Consider the following 22,048-nt stretch of genomic DNA (forward strand, 5'->3'; position numbering starts at 1 on the left):
CGGCATTGCCCGTTTTCAGACGACCTTTTTGACAAAATGGATGTTCCACTCATAATCTGCCCGCCGCATCCCTTTACAGGCGCAAGCCGTTCGTTTCTTCATCCTCCAGCCAACCAATCTGTCAAAAATCCATTTATCCAGCAGCCATCCGGTTCTCATTCCAAAGCCTGAAAAACACCAAGCCGCCTTTCAGACGACCTCCTGCCAAATCAGTTACAATTCATCCCTATGAACAAAACCGAATCAAACGTTTCGGAAACGCCGCCCGTCCGCCCGTCCCAATGGCTGCCCCTGCTGTTGGCGATTGCGATTTTCATGCAAATGCTGGACGCGACGATTCTGAACACCGCCCTGCCCGAAATCGCCAAAGATTTCAAAGTATCGCCACTCAATATGCAGCTGGCGGCGATTTCCTATACGCTGACCGTTGCCCTGCTGATTCCTTTAAGCGGCTATTTGGTGGACAGATTCGGCACTAAAAACGTATTTTTTGGTTCAATCGGCATTTTCATGCTCGGATCGGCATTGTGTGCGGCGGCAGCCAATCTGCCCATGCTGGTGATGGCGCGGGTGATTCAGGGCATAGGCGGGTCGATGTTGGTTCCCGTACCGCGCCTGACGATTTTGCGCGTGTACGACAAATCCCAACTGCTCAACGCCATCAACTATGCCGTCATGCCCGCGCTGATCGGTCCGATATTCGGCCCTTTGGTCGGCGGCTATTTGGTCGAATACGCATCTTGGCATTGGATTTTCCTGATGAACCTGCCCATAGGGCTGCTCGGCGTTTTGCTGGGCTGGCGGATTATGCCCGATGTCAAAGGCGAAAATACGGTTCTGGACTTGAGTGGCTACCTGACTTTTGCTTCGGCGGCGTGTCTCTTGATGTTGGCAGTGGAAATGGTGTCCCACTCGGGCGCGGTTTGGTTTTCGCTCTTACTCGCACTCGGCGGCACGGCATTCGCCCTGCTCTACTACCGCCACATGAAAACCGCCGCCAACCCGATTTATGCGGCGGATTTGTTCCAAGTCCGAACTTTCCGGCTGGGTCTGACAGGCAATCTGTTCAGCCGGCTCGGCATCAGTTCCATCCCTTTTTTGCTGCCGCTATTGTTTCAAGTCGCGTTCGGCTTTGCCGCCAGCGTATCCGGCTGGCTGGTCGCGCCCGTCGCTTTCGCCTCGCTTGTTGTCAAACCGCTCATCAAGCCCCTGATGTCGCGCTTCGGCTACCGCAACGTGTTGATTTGGAACACGCGCCTCCTCGCCATACTGATTATGCTGCTTGCCCTACCCGACGCCGACACGTCCTTAAGCGTCTGGATAGTTCTGCTGCTCCTCATCGGCACCTGCAACTCCATCCAGTTTTCCGCCATGAACACCCTGACCATCGCCGACCTGCGCGCGCACCAAACCGGCAGCGGCAACAGCCTGATGGCGGTCAACCAACAACTCGCCATCAGCCTCGGCATTGCGCTCGGCGCGCTTATCCTGCAAAACTGGTCGCAAAGCAGCTTCACCGCAGGCAACCTCCACCTCTCATTCCGCCTCACCCTGCTTTCCATCGGCTTGATTACGCTTGTCTCCAGCACCATATTCAGCCGCCTGCACATTTCCGACGGACGCAACCTAACGACTTCAAAAAAATAGGTTAAAATGCGAACCGTATAAACATCGAACTTCTTTTCAGACGACCCTTCTAAATAAAAATACCGTTTCAGCGAAAAAGGTCGTCTGAAACGCCCTCAAGAATGAAAAAAATCCATCTCATCCTTATGCTTCCGGTTTTTCTGACAGGTTGCGCCGGCCTGCCCTCACTGGACGATCGCCCTGAAAGCCACTACCTCGACATCCGTTCCGCCCCGCGCATGGATGCCCTGCTCAACACCGCCACTGCCAAAACCGGCGGCGATATTTCCAATGTCTATCTGCTCAACGACGCGCACGAAGCCTTCGTCGCCCGCGCCGCCCTGATTGAAGCCGCCGACCACACCCTAGACCTCCAATACTACATCTGGCACAACGACATCTCCGGCAAGCTCATGTTCAACCTGATCCACCGTGCCGCCGAACGCGGCGTGCGCGTGCGCCTGCTGCTGGACGACAACAACACCAACGGCCTGGACAACGTCCTGCTCGCCCTCGACAGCCATCCCAATATCGAAATCCGCCTGTTCAACCCCTTCGTCCGCCGCAAATGGCGCGCGCTGGGCTATTTGACCGACTTCCCCCGCCTCAACCGCCGGATGCACAACAAATCCTTCACCGCCGACAACCGCGCCACCATCCTCGGCGGGCGCAATATCGGCGACGAATATTTCAAAGTCGGCGAAGACACCATCTTCGCCGACCTCGACATCCTCGCCACCGGCCGCGTCGTGACCGAAGTTTCCCAAGACTTCGACCGCTATTGGGCAAGCCATTCCTCCTACACTGTCGCCAGCATCATCAAAAAAGGCGATATCGAAAAAGGCTTCCAAGAGCTGGGTTACAACGACAAAGACAAAAACGAAACCCTCAGCCGCTACCGCAGCAGCATCGAAAATTCCGAACTCTACAAAAAAATGCAGAGCAACAGCATAGACTGGCAAAGCGTCCACACCCGCCTGATCAGCGACGACCCCGCCAAAGGGCTGGACCGCGACCGCCACAAACCGCCCATTTTCGACCGCATGCAAAACGCCCTGAAAACACCCGAAAAAAGCGTCTATCTCGTTTCGCCCTATTTCGTTCCCACCAAATCAGGCGTGCGCGCGCTCGACCAACTCGTCAAAAACGGCGTGGACGTAACCGTCCTGACCAACTCGCTCCAAGCGACCGATGTTGCCGCCGTCCACTCAGGCTACGTCAAATACCGCAAGCCCCTGCTCAAAGCCGGTGTCAAACTCTACGAGCTGCAACCCAACCACGCCGTCCCCACCACCAAAGACCGCGGTCTGACCGGCAGCTCCGCCACCAGCCTGCACGCCAAAACCTTCATCGTGGACGAAAAACGCGTCTTCATCGGCTCATTCAACCTCGACCCGCGCTCCGCCAGACTCAACACCGAAATGGGCGTCGTCCTCGAAAGCCCCAAAATCGCAGGCGAAATGCAGCGCACCCTCGTCAATACCACCCCGAAATACGCCTATCAGGTCACCCTCGACAAATACAACAAACTGCACTGGTACGACCCCGCCACCCAAAAAACCTACTCCGCCGAACCGGAAGCCAAATTCTGGAAACGCGTTACCTCCAAAATCCTCTCCATCCTGCCGATAGAAGGATTGCTGTAAGACCCAAACGAAAGGTCGTCTGAAAACCTGTATTTCAAGTTTTCAGACGACCTCAAAACAAAAATACGGACTAACCCATCACACAAATATAGTGGATTAAATTTAAACCAGGACAAGGCGACGAAGCCGCAGACAGTACAGATAGTACGGAACCGATTCACTTGGTGCTTCAGCACCTTAGAGAATCGTTCTCTTTGAGCTAAGGCGAGGCAACGCCGTGCTGGTTTAAAGTTAATCCACTATAGAAAAACCTTTTTCAGACGACCTCTTGTCAAACCTCGTCTGAAACGTCCCTAAAAAGGAATCCCATGAACCCGATTATCCGCACCGCCCTGACCGCCGCCATCATCCTGCCCCTCGCCTCCTGCGGCCTTTTTTCCGGCAAACATCACCCGAAGACCAAAACCCACACCACCGCCCGAACAGTCCAACCCGTCCGCATCAGCAACATCGACCGCACTCAAGGCTCGCAAGAACTTATGCTGCACAGCATGGGGCTAATCGGCACGCCTTACAGATGGGGCGGCAGCAGTACTGCCACCGGCTTCGATTGCAGCGGCATGATTCAATTCGTCTATAAAAACGCCCTCGATGTCAGCCTCCCGCGAACCGCCCGCGACATGGCGGCAGCCAGCCGCAAAATCCCCGATAACCAATTAAAAGCCGGCGACCTCGTCTTTTTCAACACCGGCGGCTCATCCCAATATTCCCACGTCGGCCTCTACATCGGCAACGGCGAATTTATCCACGCCCCAAGCAGCGGCAAAACCATCAAAACCGAAAAACTCTCCAGCCCGTATTACGCCAAACATTATCTCGGCGCGCATACCTTCTTTACAGAATAAGGCATACAGCGGGATTCTTTATCCATAAGACAAGACGACAAAGCAAACCAAAGCCGTTAACGTAATATCAATTCCAATGCAACAAATCAAAAAGGTCGTCTGAAAACCTGTCTTTCAAGTTTTCAGACGACCTTTGCATCCACTCCATTCAAACACCGCCGTCAGCGACGCTTCAACAAAACCGCTCTTTCCTTACCCAAGCAGCCTCATCAAAAACAGCCGCTCCGTTGTACAGGCGAAATAGCGGAATAATCAGCACGTCTTCTGTCAGCGTGTGTTCAAATCGCCGAAATCAAAAATTTAAGCCTGCAAAGAAGCGCGATTTTCCAGAACTTGGTCAATCAAACCGTATTCTTTGGCTTCTTCGGCGGACATGAAGTTGTCGCGGTCGGTGTCGCGTTCCAAATCTGCCAGGTCGCGGCCGCAGTGTTTCGCCATCAGGCGGTTGAGTTTCTCTTTGATTTTCAACAGCTCGCGGGCATGGATTTCAATGTCGGATGCCTGACCGCCCAAACCGCCGCTGATTAAAGGTTGGTGAATCATGATACGGCTGTTGGGCAGGGCGAAACGTTTGCCTTTCTCGCCTGCTGAGAGCAGGAATGCGCCCATGCTTGCCGCTTGTCCCAAGCACAAAGTGGAGACATTGGGCTTGATGAAATTCATGGTGTCGTAAATCGACATGCCTGCCGTTACCGAGCCACCCGGGGAGTTGATGTAGAAGAAAATATCTTTGTCCGGATTTTCACTTTCCAAAAACAACAGCTGGGCAACCACCAAATTGGCGGACTCGTCGGTTACCGGACCGACCAAAAATACGATGCGCTCTTTCAAAAGGCGCGAGTAAATATCAAATGCACGCTCGCCGCGGCCGCTTTGTTCGATAACGGTAGGAACGAGGTAATTATTGAAATCGAAGGACATTTTTGTCTCCTGTCAATGTTGCGAAAGCACCAAAGGGATGCTTTGGTGCTTTCAAGTTGCCTGTTTCAGACGACCTTTTGAAGATGATTAGGCTTGTGCGCCCATCACTTCGTCAAAAGACAAAGCTTTTTCGGTTACTTTGGCTTTGCCCAAAACGAAATCAACGACGTTGCTTTCTACAGCCAAAGAAGTCGGACCTTGCAGGCGGGAAGGCTCTGCGTAGTACCAGTCGATCACTTCTTGAGGATCTTCGTAGCTTTCTGCGAAGTTGGCAACAACGGCTTTGATTTGCTCTTCAGTCGGTTCCAGTTTGTTTTCTTCAACCAGTTTGGCCAAAATCAGTCCCAAAGATACGCGGCGTTCGGCTTGCTCTTTGAACATATCCAAAGGCAGATCCAAGTTGGCAGCGTCAGCCATGCCTTGGTTGACGAAGTTTTGTTTCATTTCGTTTGCCAAACGGGCGGCTTCTTCATTTACCAAAGCAACAGGCGCTTTCAGCTCTACGGCTTTGAGCAGCGCGTTCATTACAGATTCTTTGGTTTGTTCGTTCACACGGCGCTCAACTTCGCGGCCTACGTTTTTCTTCACTTCTTCGCGCATTTTGGCAACGTCGCCGTCAGCGATACCCAATGCTTTGGCGAAGTCGGCATCAACTTCGGGCAGGGTGGGTTCGGATACGTTGTTCAATGTGATGGTGAAGACAGCGGATTTACCGGCAACGTCTTTACCGTGGTAGTCTTCAGGGAAGTTGACGGTAACGTCTTTGCTTTCGCCTGCCTTCATGCCGACTACGCCGGCTTCAAATTCAGGCAACATTTGACCTGCGCCCAATACGAAGGCGTAGTTTTTGGATGCGCCGCCGGCGAAAGGTTCGCCGTCGATTTTGCCTTCGAAGTCGATGATGACGCGGTCGCCGTTTTGGGCTTCGCGTTCAACATGGTTGAAGCGGGTGCGTTGTTTGCGCAGGATTTCTACGGTTTGGTCCACTTCGGCATCGCCGACGGAAGCGGTTACTTTTTCGACTTCTTGTACAGACAAATCGCCGATAACGACTTCAGGGAACACTTCGAAAATCGCAGCGATTTTCAGGGATTCTTTATCGTCTTGTTCTTCAACGCCTTCGAAACGCGGATAGCCGGCAACTTTCAATTCTTGGGCAACGGCAACATCGTAGAAGCGGCGTTGGACCATTTCATTGATGACATCATTTTGAGCGCTTGCACCGTACATTTGGGCAATCATTTTTAAAGGTGCTTTACCCGGACGGAAACCGTCGATTTTTGCACGGCGTTGGGTTTGTTTCAGTTTTTTATCGGTTTCTGCGTTGATTTCGGACCAAGGCAGAGACAACATTACTTTGCGTTCCAGATTTTCTAAAGTTTCAACAGTTACGCTCATCGTAAGACCTTAATTTGTTGTGTTAAATAAAAAATGGGAATCCTTTTGCCAATGATGACTGCAAAAGCGGCTCCGACCCATCGGGGCTTTATCGTCCGTTGCTTGCAAAAGGTAGGAAAATTAGTTGGCTAGTATATCACAATGTTTGATTGACTGGATAATATAGTGGATTAACTTTAAACCAGCGCGGCGTTGCCTCGCCTTGTCCTGATTTAAATTTAATCCACTATATCGTCGATAGGCGGGCCGATTTTGCCCCGATAAAATAAGGTATTGAATCCGACATCATAAAAAGGTCGTCTGAAAACAGATATAACCAGTTTTCAGACGACCTTTGGTAATTATTGAGATCACAACTGGTCTTTTTGCGCCAGAATCCTGCGGCTGCCGTTGATGTCTGCGGGGGAAACGACACCGGCGTTTTCAAGCGCTTCCATCAGGTTGGCGGCGCGGTTGTAGCCGATGCGCAACTGGCGTTGCAGGGAGGAGATGGAAGTTTTTTTGCTTTCCAAAATGTAGGCGACGGCTTGGTCGAACAGTTCGTCGCTGCCTGCATTCGGATTGACGATGTTGGTGGTTTCCAGCGCAGCTTCACCGCTGAGCAAACCTTCGACATAGTCGGCGGGGGCTTGCGATTTGACGTAGTTGACGACTTGATGCACTTCGTCGTCTGAAACAAACGCGCCTTGCAGGCGGGTCGGCTCGGCGCTGCCCGGTTGCAGGAACAGGGAGTCGCCGTATTTCAGCAGTTCGTCCGCACCCATTTGGTCGAGGATGGTGCGGCTGTCGATTTTGCTTTGCACGGTAAACGCCATACGCGTCGGGATGTTTGCCTTAATCAGGCCGGTGACGACATCGACGCTCGGTCGTTGGGTCGCGACAATCATATGGATACCGGCAGCACGCGCTTTTTGGGCGAGGCGGGCGATTTGTTGCTCGACGGCTTTGCGTTCGGTCATCATCAGGTCGGCCAATTCGTCGATAACGACCACAATCATCGGCAGTTTTTCCAGCGGCTCGGGGTCGTCCGGATTCAGGCTGAACGGGTTAGGCATGGGTTTGCCCGATGCTTTGGCAGCTTCGACTTTTTGGTTGAAGCCTTCCAAGTTGCGCACGCCGGCGTGGGAAAGCAGACGGTAGCGTTTTTCCATTTCGGCGACACACCAGTTCAACGCCTGCCCTGCTTCGCGCATATCGGTAACGACCGGGCAGAGCAAGTGCGGAATGCCGTCGTAAATGCTCAATTCGAGCATTTTCGGGTCAATCATGATGAAGCGGACTTCGTCGGGCGTGGCTTTGAAAAGCATGGACATAATCATGCCGTTCACGCCGACGGATTTGCCCGAACCGGTCATACCGGCGACCAAAAGGTGCGGCATTTTTGCCAAATCGCCGACGACGGGCGTACCGGAAATGTCTTTGCCCAGCGCGACGGTCAGCTTGGATTTGGCTTCGGTAAACACGGGTGAAGAGAGAATTTCGCTCAACATCACGTCTTGGCGTTTTTCGTTGGGCAACTCGATACCCATCGTGTTTTTGCCCGCGATGGTTTCCACGATGCGCACGGATTGCAGCGACATAGATCGCGCCAAATCTTTAGACAAAGCAACGATTTGGCTGCCTTTTATACCTTGCGCGGGTTCGATTTCATAACGCGTAATCACAGGGCCGGAAGTGGCGGACACGACTTGCACGCCGATGCCGAATTCTGCCAGCTTGGATTCAATCAGCTCGGCAGTACGCTCCAATTCGGCAGGATTGATGCTGACGGGTTCGCCGTTGGGCAGGCGCAGCAGGTTCATGCTGGGTTTGTGATATTCGCCTGTTTGTTGCGGCTCGTTGTCTTCAAACAAGGAAGCCTGAATTTTGGGTGGCGGCGCGACGGAGACCGCAACAGATTTGCGGTTGCTGGTGCTGCCTGCAAGCGGAGTAACGGGCGTAGCGGTGATGTTTTTGGCTTCTTTCACCATACGGCGTGTATTTTCCGTTTCCAAGGCTTCGGCGGTCGAGCCGTCGTCCTTGCGTCTGCCCAATGCCTTTTCCAGACGACCCCAAATGCCTGAAAACAGGCTTTCGGTATTGCGTCCTGTTTTTGCCATGACTTCCAGCCAAGACACTTGCGCCAGCAAGGAAACGGAAAGCAGCAGCATGACGCACATAATCAGCAGGCTGCCGGATTTGCCCAGCAGCCAAGCCAAGCCCGAACCAGCCAAAGCGCCGACCAAACCGCCCGCACCGACAGGTAGGGTTTCGTCCAAAGTATTTTGAAGGGTGAAATATTCGAGAATCGGGCTGCACACCAAAAGCAGGAACAAAGCCAGCGCGGCAACGCCGTGGTTGTACGATTTGTAGTTTTCGCGCTTTTGCAGCGGGCGGAAATTTTTATAGAGGAAAACGCACGAAGCGGCGATCCACCACCAAAACGACAGACCAAAAAGATAATAGCCGACATCGGAAACATACGCGCCAAACAGCCCGCCGAAATTGGCGATGTCATCCGATTTCGGCACGCTGCGCGACCATGCGGGGTCAGTCATTTTGAAGCTGGCGAGGGAAATGGCGATGAAGACCGTCACCATCAGCCCGAAGAGCCACAGCGCGTCGTTAATCAGATTGACGACATGCTCGGGACGCGCTTTTTTTTCTTCATTTTTTTGCAGCGCTTTGGCAGCCTTCAAACGCTCGGAAACCTTGTTCGGCTCTGTCTGCGCCTTCGTTTGGCTTTGACGGCGCGTGCTCGGTTTGGCGTTTGTTTTGGCTTTAGTTTTTGATGCGGTTTTAGAGGATTTTGCGGTCATGGATGGATTTTTGATATTCGGTACAGGTCGTCTGAAAAGGGAAAACCGACGGGGAATCAATCCGTCGGGTGTAATGTGTGTTGGGTTCAAATTATACCGTATTTACCGTTTCTGATAAAACAAGGTCGTCTGAAAAAGGTTTTCAGACGACCTCTTGTTCAGCTGTCAGCCGTCAGTCTTTCAATGACTGCTCTGCGGCATTGCGGACTTTATCGGCAGCCGCTTCGATTTCGGATTGGACTACTTCGGCAGCAGCTTGCGCCGGAGCGGGCGTTTCCGCTTGTGCGGCGCTTGCGGTTTCGGTCGGCGCGGCAGCTTCAGGGGCTTGGAGCGGCAGGCGCGCCAAAACAGTGCGAACGCCGGTGACTTTGTCGCCGATGGCAACTTGAGCCTGCGCGTCAACCGGCAGATACATATCGACGCGCGAACCGAAGCGGATAAAGCCGTAGCGTTCGCCGCGGGTCAGTTTCTCGCCTGCTTTGGTGTAACACAAAATACGGCGGGCAACCAAGCCTGCGACTTGGACGAAGGTGATTTCGCGACCTGACGCGGTAGTCGCCAGTACGGCGTTGCGTTCGTTTTCGGTACTGGCTTTATCCAAATCGGCATTGAGGAATTTGCCTTTATTGTATTCGACGGCAGTCACGGTGCAGTCGGCAGGCGATTTTTGCGAGTGGACATTGAAGACGTTCATGAACACGCTGATTTTCAACGCCTCGATATCACGGTAAGGATCGCGCGCGCGCTCGACGACGACGATGCGTCCGTCAACGGGGCTTAAAATCGCTTCGGGGTCTTGCGGGATTTCGCGGGCGGGATCGCGGAAAAATTGCAGGGCAAATACGGTGAACACCCAAAACGGCAGCGACCACCAGCCGCAGCAGGCAGACACCAGCAAACTCAATACCAAACCGCCGCCGATAAACGGCCAGCCCTCGCGGGCGATAATCGGGTGGGGGTACAGACGGTTCATAACTTTCCTTTTCTATTCAAATTGCCGCCATTATAGCGGAATATCCTAAAAAGGTCGTCTGAACACTGTTTCAGACGACCTTTTGTCTTTTTGTATTTGTATAGTGGATTAACTTTAAACCAGTACGGCGTTGCCTCGCCTTAGCTCAAAGAGAACGATTCTCTAAGGTGCTGAAGCACCAAGTGAATCGGTTCCGTACTATCTGTACTGTCTGCGGCTTCGTCGCCTTGTCCTGATTTAAATTTAATCCACTATATTTATTGTTATCCGGCGGTGTTGCCGTTTTCCAAAACATCCAAGATGTTTTTGAGGTTGGCGGAATCGAGCTGGCCGGGGGCGGAGGCGGCTCCTGCCGTGCCGAATGTGATGGCGGAGCCGAAGGTCGAGCCTGCGATGCGGCTGACGAGTCCGAGCTTGCCCATGGAGATGGTAACGATCGGGCGGTTTGCGGTTTGACGGGCTTCCCAAGTGGCGTCCAAAAGCGTCAGGACATCGGCGGGGCTTTGGGGCATCACAGCGATTTTGCAGATGTCCGCGCCTGCCTCTTCCATTTTTTTCAGACGACCTGTGATGTCCGATTTGGCGGGCGTTTGATGGAAATCGTGGTTGCTCATCAGGACGGCGGTTTCGTGCGCTTTGGCGGCGGCAACCGCTTGGCGGACTTCGCCTTCGCCGGCGGAAAGTTCGATGTCGATGATGTCGATGATGCCTGAAGCGGCGGCTTTATCGAGCAATTCGAAATAATACGCTTTGCTGCAAGGGTATTCGCCGCCTTCCTCCGCGCGTCTGAAGGTGAACAGCAGCGGGGTTTCGGGAAAGGCGCGGCGTACGGCTTCGGCTTGGGCGATCAGGTATTCGGGATTGCCCGCTTGGTCGAAATAGTCGGCTCTGAATTCGATAATATCGAAACAGGCGTGTTCGAGGTTTTTCAGGGCGGCAGATAAGGCTGCTTCGTCTCGGGCAACCAAGGGAACGGCGATTTTCGGCTGTCCGCTGCCGAGCGTGAGATGGCGGATGGTCAGGGTTTTCATGGTTTTTCTGCTGTATTGGTGCGGTGGCTGTCGAGCAGCGGATCGGGGAACGGTGTCCAAACGACGCCGTTGATGCCGCTTTCGGTCAGGCGGCGGTTGAGCCAGCTGTTGCACGTATTGAAAAGATGGTAGCGTCCTTCTGCCTCGTAGAATGCGTCGTCAGCGCTGTAATGCGCGCCGGCGACGGGGATGGCTTTGCCTGCTTTCAATTTGAAATGACGCATCAGGTTGGCACTCAGGCGGCGGTATTGTTCGCGGCTGACGGTGAATTTGACGGTATTTTCGCCTTCGCGCGGCGGCTCGCGGTAGTAGATGGCGTGAATCAGCGTGCTGTTGACTCCGCTTAACGCCTGTACTGCCGTAGAGGCGGTCAAATCCGACCACTGCGGCGTTTTCAAATAGAAATTGCGCTCGCCCCAGCCTATGCCGACGTGGCGGATGGGCGCATCGCCTTGCCCTGCGGTACTGTCGGCAGGATTGATGATGCTGGTCCAGTCGAAAAGGTCGTCTGAAAGCGGCATGATGATGTCGGCGTGTACGCCGTTGCTATGTAAATAAAGTGTGACGTCGCCGTCGGAGGCGGTGCCGTCTTGTGGAATTTTACCGAGTATGTAAGCGGCGGCAAAGTAAAGGATGGCGGCGATGATAAATGCCAACACGGCTTTCAGGAGGATTTTGAATATTTTTTTCATTGACGTGACGGCGTCGTTAAAGATGCGGCATCATATCACGATAACGGCATGTTTTAAGTATTTCAGACGACCTTAACGCTTTAACTACAAAAGAGGTCGTCTGAAAATCAACAAAAAGATATTTTTAGTTTCCCATCAATCCGTTTTCGTAAAAAACCGCACCCGATTGTTAACATTATATTTACACTACACCCGATTACAAATATACTCATTGCCATGCCGCACGGCTTTGTTTGCCTGAAATCCAAAGCCTGCGAACAACCCGCTGCGGGAAACAAGAAAAACCGATTCAGTGAAATCAATAAAAAAGCAATGTTAGGCGATGAGCCCAGGCATCCGTGGTTTTAGCGATTTCACGTTATGTTTCAGAGGAATACTCCATGGACTTACATGCAAAGGACAAAACCCAGCATCCTGAGAATGTCGAGCTGCTCAGTGCGCAAAAGCCGATTACCGACTTTAAGGGCCTGCTGACCACCATCATTTCCGCCGTCGTCTGTTTCGGCATTTACAGCATCCTGCCTTACAGCACCGATGCCAACAAAGGCATTGCGCTGTTGATTTTCGTTGCCGCGCTTTGGTTTACCGAAGCCGTCCACATCACGGTAACCGCATTGATGGTGCCGATTCTCGCCGTCGTACTCGGCTTCCCCGATATGGACATCAAAAAAGCGATGGCGGGCTTTGCCGATCCGACGATTTACATCTTCTTCGGCGGCTTCGCGCTTGCCACCGCCCTGCACATGCAGCGTCTCGACCGCAAAATCGCCGTCAACCTCTTGCGCCTGTCGCGCGGCAATATGAAAGTCGCCGTATTGATGCTGTTTGCCGTTACCGCCTTCCTGTCCATGTGGATCAGCAATACCGCGACCGCCGCCATGATGCTGCCTTTGGCTATGGGTATGATGAGCCACCTCGACCAAGAAAAAGAACGTAAAACCTACGTCTTCGTCCTGCTCGGCATTGCCTACTGCGCCAGTATCGGCGGTTTGGGTACCGTGGTCGGTTCGCCGCCGAACATGATCGCCGCCAAAGCCCTGAATCTGGACTTCGTCGGCTGGATGAAGCTCGGCCTGCCGATGATGCTGTTGATTCTGCCCTTGATGCTGTTTTCCATGTACGTCATCCTCAAACCTAATCTGAACGAACGCGTCGAAGTCAAAGCCGAATCTATCCCTTGGACGCTGCACCGTGTAATCGCGCTGTTGATTTTCTTGGCTGCTGCCGTTGCTTGGGTATTCAGCTCCAAAATCAAAGAAGCGTTCGGCATTTCCAACCCTGACACCGTCATTGCCCTGATTGCCGCCGTCGCCGTCGTCGTATTCGGCGTGGCGCAATGGAAAGAAGTCGCCCGCAACACCGACTGGGGCGTGTTGATGCTCTTTGGCGGCGGCATCAGTTTGAGCGCGCTGCTGCAATCCTCCGGCGCATCCGAAGCATTGGGTCAGCAGGTGGCCACCACTTTCACCGCCGCGCATCCGCTACTGGTGATTTTCGTGGTCGCCGCCTTCATCATCTTCCTGACCGAGTTCACCAGTAACACCGCCTCCGCCGCGCTGCTCGTCCCCATTTTCGCCAGCATCGCCACGCAAATGGGGCTGCCCGAACAAGTCTTGGTATTCGTCATCGGCATCGGCGCATCTTGCGCGTTCATGCTGCCGGTGGCCACGCCGCCCAATGCGATTGTGTTCGGTACAGGCTTGATTAAGCAACGCGAAATGATGAACGTCGGCTTGCTGCTGAACGTCCTCTGTATCGTATTGGTTGCGCTGTGGGCTTATTTCATCCTGATGTAAACCCGTAAAACCATAACCACAAGGTCGTCTGAAAGAATATTTTTCAGACGACCTTGAAGTTTTTCCGCCCAGCACCATTTGTAAAAAGATTCTTAACGAAAGGAAACCCATGATTATCCTGCATACCAACAAAGGCGACATCAAAATCGAACTCGACTTCGACAAAGCCCCCGTTACCGCCAAAAACTTCGAGCAATACGTCAAAGACGGCTTCTACGACGGCGTAATCTTCCACCGCGTCATCAAAGGCTTCATGATTCAAGGCGGCGGCATGGACGAGAACATGAACGAAAAAGAAACACGCGAGCCGATTCAAAACGAAGCGTCCAACGGCCTGCCCAACGAGAAATACACTATCGCCATGGCGCGCACCTCCGACCCGCATTCCGCCAGCGCGCAATTCTTCATCAACACCGCCGACAACGCCTTCCTGAACTTCCGTTCTAAAGAACTGTACGGCAAAACCGTCGTCCAAGACTGGGGCTACGCCGTATTCGGCAAAGTCGTCGATGGTTTTGATGTAGTCGATGCCATCGAAGGCGTCGCCACCAAACGCCACGGCTACCACGACGACGTACCGACCGAACCTGTCGTCATCACCAAAGCCGAAGTGGTATAAATTTGACGCGTTACATCCCATAATGCAAAAAGCAGCCTGAAACAGGCTGCTTTTTTATTGGGCAAATATTTGAACGCAATCCGCCGCGCTTGTTTTCAGACGACCTCTGATATCGAAACCGTCGCCTACGGATTCAAACCCGCTTTGCCCCATCTCAAAAGACGATTTATAGTGGATTATAGTGGATTAAAATAAAAATGAGACAAGGCGGCAACGCCCGCCGTGTACGGGTAGTACATAAGGGCGTTGGCAACGCCGTACCGGTTTAAAGTTAATCCACTATAATCCGCCATGGATTTTCCGTTACAATAAAAGCTGGTTTTGTTCACAGGAACCCATCATGCAGATTCAACCCTACCAAGCCGACATTGCCGAAAGAATGCTGATCGGAACGACCGGAGAGACCATTCATCCCGATGCCCAATTCGTCCACACCGAAAACGGCTATTGGATTGCTTGGCATGACCAAACCGCCGCCCTGCTCGCTCCTGATACGCCGCCCGATATCCCCTGCTTTTGGGTCGAAGGGGCGCAAAGCCTCGAAGAACTTGTCGCACTGGTTGAAAACGGCGAATTCGACGAAATGGAAGAATTCGACGGCGACGACGAAAGCTGGCACGAAGCGGCTTCCGGATGCAGCGGCGGACACCACGACCATCAATGCGGATGCGAACACTGATGAACATAAAAGTCCTTCTTCTTCCCGTGTTCCTCAGTTTGGCACTCAGCGGCTGTATCGTCACCAGCGCCGTCAATCTGGCCGCCACCACTGTCATGACCGCAGGTAAAATCGCTGTCAAAGGCACAGGCGCGTTAATCAATGCCGCGATTCCCGACAAGGACAAAAAGAAGGACAAAGAAAAGAAATCCCGCGAACAACAGGCGGATGATTATTTAGAAGAACCGCGTGAAGAATAAGCAGCCGCGCCCTACACCGACAGCTGCAAAACCATTTATTCAAACAAAAGGTCGTCTGAAACGGCAAACCGTTTTTCAGACGACCTTTTTTGCTTCTATAGTGGATTAAATTTAAATCAGGACAAGGCGACGAAGCCGCAGACAGTACAGATAGTACGGAACCGATTCACTTGGTGCTTCAGCACCTTAGAGAATCGTTCTCTTTGAGCTAAGGCGAGGCAACGCCGTACCGGTTTAAAGTTAATCCACTATATTAAGACCTTACCGGATCATCAGGCTTAAAACCCGTTTTCCATCATGATTTCGCCCGGGATGCGGTTGCGGTGCATAGCAAAGCCCAAGTCCATCAGGGCTTGGAACGTGTCTTTGACCATGGCGGGGTTGCCGCAGACCATAAAGCGCGTGTCTGCTTTGGTGAACTTGAATCCCGCGTATGTTTCGAGGCTGCCGTCTTTCAGCAGCTCGGGAATGCGCTTGCCGCTCAACGCGCCTTCGGTTTCCTCGCGCGTGGTAATGGGGACGAAGCGGAATTTGTGGAAATACTCGCCAATCAGCGGATGGTCTTTCAACGCTTCAACACGTCGTCTGAAAATCAGTTCATCGGCGAAAGAAACTGAGTGCGCCAAAATCAAGCGGTCGAAACGCTGCCAGATTTCGGGTTGCTCGATGATGGAGAGGAAAGGTGCGATGCCCGAACCGGTGCAGAGCATGACCAAGTCCTTGCCGTCGGGGAAGCGTTCGGGCAGGAGGAAGCCCGTAGCGGTTTTGTCGAGCAGTATGGTGTCGCCCTCTTTCATGGCGGCGAACCGCGCGGACATGGGGCCGCCTTCGATCAAAACGGCAAAATATTCAAGCGTGTCGGCGTATTCGGCGGACACGACGGAATACGCGCGCCAGATAAAGCCTTCGCCGTCGCGAAAACCGAGCCGCGAAAACTGCCCCGCCGAGAAGCGGTAGGATTCGGGGCGGCTGATGGCAAAAGTCATCAGTTTGGGCGTATGGTGTTTAATCCACAAGACTTTTTCTTCGGTAAACTTGGCTTCGGGCGAGGCTGCCATAATGGGATTCCTTGTGTGTGCGGGATGGGAAACGAGAGGTATTATACCCGTTCGCTTGACGAAAGGTCGTCTGAAAACCTGATTGCCCGGTATTCAGACGACCTTGAAGCGGAACTGAAACTCAAAATTTACGGCTGACGGTGCAGGCGCATGGTTTTGCCGTTTTGCTCCAAAATCAAATCATTGCCGTCGAAACGATAGTTCCACACGCTTTTCATGTTCAAGAAAGCCTCTTCCAGCTTCATGTCTTCACACAGCATCATCGTCGTGGCAATCGGACCAAAATCAATTTTGCCCGCTCCGGCTTCCTGCGCTTGAAGCGTCAAATGATTGCAACCCATCTTGCCATGCGCCTTGGGCATTTTGCTCAAATCCAAAAAAGCGGTTCTGCCCGCCAAATCTTTTTCGGTGAATTTGTCGAAAGAAACCACAAACCATTTCGCCGCCAAAGCCGGCGTTGACGCTTGACGCGGTTCGGATGGTTTTTCAGACGACGTGACAGGTTGGGACGGCTGCGGTTTTTCAGCAGGCGAAGTACAGGCGGTCAGAATGATTGCGGTCATAAGGGTGGGGATCAGGGTTTTCATGATTTTGCCTTTCTAACGTGAGGTCAGCTAAAAGGTCGTCTGAAACCGCTTCAGCGAAACCCGCTACGCACTTTTCAGACGACCTCTTTATCTTACAGCGTCGAATCCAAAGCCTTGGAAATATCGTTCCAAATATCGTCCGCGTCTTCGATGCCGATGGAGAAGCGCAGCAGGCCGACTTTGATGCCCATTTCCATTTTCACATCATGCGGCACGCCGCTGTGGGACTGGGAATAGCAATGGTTGACCAGACTTTCGACACCGCCGAGGCTGGACGCCATTTTGACCAGTTTCATGTTTTTAATCACGCTGTTTGCCGCTTCGCGCGTGTCGTTTTTCAAATAAACCGTTACCACGCCGCCTATGCCTTTGGGCATTTGGGTTTTCGCCAGTTCGTAATGTTCGTGCGACGGCAGTCCTGGATAGAACACTTTTTCTACGGCGGGATGGGCTTCGAGGCGGCGGGCGATGTCGAGCGCGTTTTTGCAGTGCGCTTCCATACGCAAGGCGAGCGTTTTGATGCCGCGCAACACCAGCCAGCAGTCCATCGGGCCGGCAATCGCGCCGGTATGCACCATCATGTCGTGCAGCGGTTTCGCCAGTTCTTTGGTTTTAACCGCAACGATGCCCATCAATACGTCGGAGTGGCCGCAAAGGTATTTGGTGGCGGAGTGGAACACGATGTCGCAGCCCATTTCCAGCGGCTGTTGCAGATACGGCGTGGCGAAGGTGTTGTCGATGCCTACTAATGCGCCAACGGCATGGGCTTTGGCGGCAAGCGCTTTGATGTCTACCAGCCGCAAAAGCGGATTGGACGGGGTTTCCAGCCAAACCAGTTTCACATTGTGCGCGGCAAGCAGTTCGTCCAAGCGGTCGGGGTTGCCCAAATCGGCAAAGACGACGTTTACGCCCCACTCTTTATAGACGTCAACCAGCAAGTCATACGCGCCGCCGTAAATATCGGCGACAGCAACGATGGTATCGCCCGGACGCAGGAAGGTACGCCACACGGCATCAATGCCCGCCATACCGCTGGAAAAGGCAAAACCCGCCGCCCCGCGTTCCAAATCGGCAACCGTATCTTCCAAAACCTGACGGGTCGGATTGCTCAGGCGCGAATAGCGGTAGGGAACCTGCTCGCCGATTTCGTGCAGCGCGAACATACTGTTCTGATAAATCGGCGGCATCAGCGCGCGGTTGTGTTCGTCGCAATCGTAGCTGGAATGGATGGCTTTGGTGGCGAATTTCATCTCGGTTCAACCTTATAAAGATATGAATAATTCAGGATTTTATCACTATCCGAAAAATAGAAACAATCAATGCGGACACGGTTTGCAAGTGATATAATCTCGCATTTGCAAAACGGACGGCATGAATCCGTTTCCAAACGACACACACCCCAACAATCCGACAATTAAGGACAAACAACGCATGAACGCCATTGCAGACGTGCAATCCAGCCGAGATTTACGCAATCTGCCGATTAACCAGGTCGGTATCAAAGACCTGCGCTTTCCGATTACTTTGAATACCGCCGAAGGCAGCCAATCCACCGTCGCCCGCCTGACCATGACGGTTTTCCTGCCCGCCGACCAAAAAGGCACGCATATGTCGCGCTTCGTGGCGTTGATGGAGCAACAAACCGAGGCTTTGGATTTCGACAGGCTGCACAAACTGACCGCCGAAATGGTCGCGCTTTTAAACTCTCATTCCGGCAAAATCAGCGTTTCCTTCCCCTTCTTCCGCAAAAAATCCGCACCTGTTTCCGGCATCCAATCCCTGCTGGACTACGACGTTACCCTGACGGGCGAAATTAAAAACGGCGCATACAGCCATAATTTGAAAGTCATGGTGCCCGTAACCTCGTTGTGCCCGTGTTCCAAAGAAATTTCCCAATACGGCGCGCACAACCAACGCTCGCACGTTACCGTCAGCCTGACCGCCAACGCCGAAGTCGGTATCGAGGAAATCATCGACTGCGTCGAAGCACAGGCAAGCTGCCAGCTTTACGGACTGCTCAAACGCCCCGATGAAAAATACGTGACCGAAAAAGCCTATGAAAACCCGAAATTCGTAGAAGACATGGTGCGCGACGTAGCCACCGCGCTGATTGCCGACGGACGCATCGAAAGCTTCATCGTCGAAAGCGAAAACTTCGAATCGATACACAACCACTCGGCTTACGCTTATATTGCTTATCCTTAAACAAGCAAAAAATCGAAAAGGTCGTCTGAAAACCGGAAAATCAGTTTTCAGACGACCTTTCCCGTTCCAATCGACTATGAAAAAGAGACAATCCGACGGGCATCATCTATCAAGCAGTCCGATAATCCCCCCTCGCAACGATATAGTGAATTAACTTTAAATCAGGACAAGGCGACGAAGTCGCAGACAGTACAGATAGTACGGAACCGATTCACTTGGTGCTTCAGCACCTTAGAGAATCGTTCTCTTTGAGCTAAGGCGAGGCAACGCCGTACTGGTTTAAAGTTAATCCACTATAAAAAACAATCGCTGCTTTTAATATAAATTAAGGCCTATAAACGGCTGCTGCGTTTATAATGCGCCTATTCAACCCTTCCACTGAGAAGACGCCATGAAAAAACTCCTTTACTTCTTTACCGCCTTTTTTGCCCTGTGTTCCAGCGCGTTCGCTGTGAACGCCGACGATTTGCTGCCGCCTGAAAAAGCGTTCGTGCCGCAAGTGAACGTTACCGACAAAGGCATCAACGTCGAATTCAAAATCGCCGACGGCTACTATATGTACCAATCGAAAATCGTCGCCGCCACCGCGCCTGAAGGCGTATTGGGCGAACCCGTTTTCAGCAAAGGCGAAGCCAAAGAAGATGAGTTTTTCGGCAAACAAACCGTGTTCCACCGCGCCGCGCAGGTCAACTGGCCTTACAAAAAAGCCGCGCCGACCTACAAGCTGACGCTGACTTATCAAGGTTGTGCCGAAGCCGGCGTATGTTACCCGCCCGTGGACACGTCTTTTGAGATTAATGGCAACGGCCTGTACCAGCCGCAAAGCGACGAACCCATATCCGCCAAAGACCGCTTCCTGCAACCCGATTCCGCCAAACCATCCCCCGCCGCCGCGCCTAAAGCCTCGCAAAACGACGACAGCAGCCGCTTCAAATTATCGTGGGACACATTAAACGCCAACCTGTTGGCGTTTTTTACCGCAGGGGTATTCCTGAGCTTTACCGCCTGTATGTATCCGCTTTTACCGATTGTTTCCAGCATCATCGTCGGCGATAAAACCGCCGGCAAAGGCCGCGCCTTCGCGCTGTCCGTAGCGTATGTGCAAGGTTTGGCACTGACCTACACGCTGGTCGGCGTCATCGCAGGCTTGACGGGCGCGCTTCTGACCGTATGGCTGCAACAGGCATGGGTCGTCCTTGCCGCCGCAGGCCTGATGGTCGTCCTCGCGCTCTCCATGTTCGGACTCTTCAACATCCAACTGCCCAACGCCGTCCAATCCTACTTCCAAAACCAAAGCAGCAAACTCTCCGGCGGCAAAATCTTCTCCGTCTTCGTCATGGGCATACTCTCCGCGCTGATCGTCGGCCCCTGCGTTGCCCCGCCGCTCGGATTCGCCCTAGGCTATATCGGACAAACCGGTGATGCCGTTTTGGGCGGACTGGCGTTGTATGTCTTGGCACTCGGCACCGGCGTCCCGCTGATCCTCATCGGCACATTCGGTGGCCACGTCCTGCCCAAAGCAGGCGACTGGATGAACGGCATCAAATACGCCTTCGGCTTCATCCTGCTTGCCGTAGCCGTCTATCTCGCCACGCCGCACCTGCCCTACTACCTCGTTGTCGCGCTTTACACCCTGCTCATGATCGTCCCTGCCGTCATGTTGCTGGTTAAATCCGGCAAACAAAAAGGTCGTCTGAAAACCGCAGCCTCCGTTTTGGGCTTCCTGCTCATCATCGGCGGCGCATGGTTCGGCTGGCAAAGCGCAAACAAACAAACCACCGCCCTGCACCACTTCCTGACACTCTCTCCCCCGTCCGAAGCAGGCACAACCACCGACCACGGCAAAATGTTCACCGACGTCGCCGAACTCAAAGCCGCCATGGACGCCGCATTGAAAGCCAACCCCGACAAACCCGTCGTTTTGGATTTCTATGCCGACTGGTGTATTTCCTGCAAAGAAATGGCAAACTACACGCTCAACCAGCCGCAAGTGCATGAAGCCGTCGATATGGAACGCTTCTTCCAAATCGACGTAACCGCCAACACGCCCGAACACCAGGCACTCTACAAAGAATACGGAATCTACGGCCCGCCGGGCATTTTCGCCATCCACGCTGACGGCCGCCGCAGCGACCCCTTGCTCGGCTTCGCCAAACCGGACGAATTCATCAACTGGTACAAACAAAACGAAAAATAAAGACGAAAGGTCGTCTGAAAACCTGAAACAGGGTTTTCAGACGACCTTTTTATAGTGGATTAACTTTAAATCAGTACGGCGTTGCCTCGCCTTGCCGTACTATCTGTACTGTCTGCGGCTTCGTCGCCTTGTCCTGATTCAAATTTAATCCACTATAAATGGTGGTTTTCAACCCCGCCACTGGTTACGCCTACTTAATTTTCAAAATTGGAAGATTAAGATGTCTTAATTCATTTTGTTTCGGACATGAGGTCTTTAACGAGCCTTTCTTACCTTTTTCTACATCTAGGCGTATCGATATGAAGCATTGATTTTTATCATGAATATATTCATCTACAACATAACCTACACCCGTTTCTTCATCTGTATCAATTTCCGAATCCCCTGATTTTAATTTTGCCACGCCTTGCGCCAAAGAATTTTTCCCTGAATTGCGCGGGTTATATATATCAAACTGTATATTTCCATTTTTCAAATGCTTTGTCTGAAGCAATAGACCTGTTTTGTTTACTCGATATGTCCCTGAATAGGCTGACAAAGGTATAAAAAGTAAAAACACATATAAAAACTTTTTCATCATACTGCTCTTTCCTCAATTATAGTGGATTAAAATAAAAATGAGACAAGGCGGCAACGCCCGCCGTGTACGGGTAGTACATAAGGGCGTTGGCAACGCCGTATCATTGCAATTTTAATCCACTATAAATTTTAAAGATAAGAATGCTCTAGTGATCCAAG

At 52.6% G+C, this 22,048-nt stretch carries 19 protein-coding genes; 9 read left to right on the forward strand and 10 right to left on the reverse strand.

The window, feature by feature from the left end; genetic code table 11:
• The first annotated feature begins 228 nt into the window (after window positions 1-228).
• The 3 genes from H3L95_RS06015 to H3L95_RS06025 all read left to right on the forward strand — a co-directional run bounded on the left by H3L95_RS06015 (window position 229) and on the right by H3L95_RS06025 (window position 4,117).
• Window positions 229-1,647: an MFS transporter gene (locus H3L95_RS06015; protein WP_003760154.1), complete on the forward strand. Its 1,419-nt coding sequence runs from the start codon at window positions 229-231 to the stop codon at window positions 1,645-1,647.
• A gap of 101 nt (window positions 1,648-1,748) precedes the next feature.
• Window positions 1,749-3,272 (forward strand): phospholipase D family protein, encoded by a 1,524-nt coding sequence (locus H3L95_RS06020; protein ID WP_040668835.1) that lies wholly within the window; start codon window positions 1,749-1,751, stop codon window positions 3,270-3,272.
• 308 nt (window positions 3,273-3,580) lie between these two features.
• Window positions 3,581-4,117 (forward strand): C40 family peptidase, encoded by a 537-nt coding sequence (locus H3L95_RS06025; RefSeq protein ID WP_003760161.1) that lies wholly within the window; start codon window positions 3,581-3,583, stop codon window positions 4,115-4,117.
• A 300-nt stretch (window positions 4,118-4,417) separates the two neighbouring features.
• Here the strand turns inward: H3L95_RS06025 and clpP are convergent, their stop codons facing one another.
• The 6 genes from clpP to H3L95_RS06055 all read right to left on the reverse strand — a co-directional run bounded on the left by clpP (window position 4,418) and on the right by H3L95_RS06055 (window position 11,930).
• On the reverse strand, window positions 4,418-5,038 hold the full coding sequence (gene clpP / locus H3L95_RS06030) for an ATP-dependent Clp endopeptidase proteolytic subunit ClpP (protein ID WP_003760163.1): 621 nt from the start codon (window positions 5,036-5,038) through the stop codon (window positions 4,418-4,420).
• A gap of 87 nt (window positions 5,039-5,125) precedes the next feature.
• A complete protein-coding gene (gene tig, locus H3L95_RS06035) occupies window positions 5,126-6,436 on the reverse strand; it encodes a trigger factor (RefSeq protein WP_003760166.1) in 1,311 nt (436 codons plus the stop codon).
• 350 nt (window positions 6,437-6,786) lie between these two features.
• On the reverse strand, window positions 6,787-9,234 hold the full coding sequence (locus H3L95_RS06040; RefSeq protein WP_003760168.1) for a DNA translocase FtsK: 2,448 nt from the start codon (window positions 9,232-9,234) through the stop codon (window positions 6,787-6,789).
• A 172-nt stretch (window positions 9,235-9,406) separates the two neighbouring features.
• Complete coding sequence (locus H3L95_RS06045) at window positions 9,407-10,207, reverse strand: phosphatidylserine decarboxylase (protein ID WP_003760170.1); 801 nt, start codon at window positions 10,205-10,207, stop codon at window positions 9,407-9,409.
• 263 nt (window positions 10,208-10,470) lie between these two features.
• The gene (gene aroD / locus H3L95_RS06050) at window positions 10,471-11,238 is read right to left on the reverse strand and encodes a type I 3-dehydroquinate dehydratase (protein ID WP_003759688.1); all 768 of its coding nucleotides are present in this window, start codon (window positions 11,236-11,238) and stop codon (window positions 10,471-10,473) included.
• The gene (locus H3L95_RS06055) at window positions 11,235-11,930 is read right to left on the reverse strand and encodes a TIGR02117 family protein (protein WP_003759686.1); all 696 of its coding nucleotides are present in this window, start codon (window positions 11,928-11,930) and stop codon (window positions 11,235-11,237) included. The genes aroD and H3L95_RS06055 overlap by 4 nt, the downstream gene beginning before the upstream one ends.
• 380 nt (window positions 11,931-12,310) lie before the next feature.
• Between H3L95_RS06055 and H3L95_RS06060 the strand changes: the two genes are divergently transcribed.
• The 4 genes from H3L95_RS06060 to H3L95_RS06075 all read left to right on the forward strand — a co-directional run bounded on the left by H3L95_RS06060 (window position 12,311) and on the right by H3L95_RS06075 (window position 15,263).
• A complete protein-coding gene (locus H3L95_RS06060) occupies window positions 12,311-13,726 on the forward strand; it encodes an SLC13 family permease (RefSeq protein WP_003759684.1) in 1,416 nt (471 codons plus the stop codon).
• Between the two features lie 109 nt (window positions 13,727-13,835).
• Entirely contained in the window at window positions 13,836-14,345 is a 510-nt protein-coding gene (locus H3L95_RS06065; RefSeq protein WP_003743061.1) for a peptidylprolyl isomerase, read from the forward strand.
• Window positions 14,346-14,685: 340 nt separating this feature from the next.
• The gene (locus tag H3L95_RS06070) at window positions 14,686-15,024 is read left to right on the forward strand and encodes a hypothetical protein (protein ID WP_003759680.1); all 339 of its coding nucleotides are present in this window, start codon (window positions 14,686-14,688) and stop codon (window positions 15,022-15,024) included.
• A complete protein-coding gene (locus H3L95_RS06075) occupies window positions 15,024-15,263 on the forward strand; it encodes an NF038104 family lipoprotein (RefSeq protein ID WP_003759678.1) in 240 nt (79 codons plus the stop codon). The genes H3L95_RS06070 and H3L95_RS06075 overlap by 1 nt, the downstream gene beginning before the upstream one ends.
• A gap of 278 nt (window positions 15,264-15,541) precedes the next feature.
• On the opposite strand, the gene H3L95_RS06080 is transcribed toward H3L95_RS06075, so the two are convergent.
• The 3 genes from H3L95_RS06080 to H3L95_RS06090 form a co-directional block, all read right to left on the reverse strand.
• Window positions 15,542-16,321, reverse strand: coding sequence for a ferredoxin--NADP reductase (locus H3L95_RS06080; protein WP_003759677.1), 780 nt, complete (start codon window positions 16,319-16,321; stop codon window positions 15,542-15,544).
• Window positions 16,322-16,449: 128 nt separating this feature from the next.
• Window positions 16,450-16,908, reverse strand: a complete 459-nt coding sequence (locus tag H3L95_RS06085) for an META domain-containing protein (RefSeq protein WP_003759674.1) — start codon at window positions 16,906-16,908, stop codon at window positions 16,450-16,452.
• A gap of 92 nt (window positions 16,909-17,000) precedes the next feature.
• Window positions 17,001-18,158 (reverse strand): trans-sulfuration enzyme family protein, encoded by a 1,158-nt coding sequence (locus tag H3L95_RS06090; RefSeq protein WP_003759672.1) that lies wholly within the window; start codon window positions 18,156-18,158, stop codon window positions 17,001-17,003.
• Window positions 18,159-18,339: 181 nt separating this feature from the next.
• On the opposite strand from H3L95_RS06090, the gene folE2 reads away from it, so the two are divergent.
• Window positions 18,340-19,113 carry a GTP cyclohydrolase FolE2 gene (gene folE2, locus H3L95_RS06095; RefSeq protein ID WP_040668752.1) on the forward strand — a complete coding sequence of 258 codons (774 nt, stop codon included), beginning with the start codon at window positions 18,340-18,342 and terminating at the stop codon, window positions 19,111-19,113.
• A 391-nt stretch (window positions 19,114-19,504) separates the two neighbouring features.
• Complete coding sequence (gene dsbD / locus H3L95_RS06100) at window positions 19,505-21,310, forward strand: protein-disulfide reductase DsbD (protein WP_003759666.1); 1,806 nt, start codon at window positions 19,505-19,507, stop codon at window positions 21,308-21,310.
• Between the two features lie 190 nt (window positions 21,311-21,500).
• On the opposite strand, the gene H3L95_RS06105 is transcribed toward dsbD, so the two are convergent.
• Window positions 21,501-21,890 (reverse strand): hypothetical protein, encoded by a 390-nt coding sequence (locus tag H3L95_RS06105; RefSeq protein ID WP_003759665.1) that lies wholly within the window; start codon window positions 21,888-21,890, stop codon window positions 21,501-21,503.
• Window positions 21,891-22,048 lie beyond the last annotated feature (158 nt).

This window comes from Neisseria sicca (genome assembly GCF_014054945.1).
Taxonomy (GTDB): domain Bacteria; phylum Pseudomonadota; class Gammaproteobacteria; order Burkholderiales; family Neisseriaceae; genus Neisseria; species Neisseria sicca.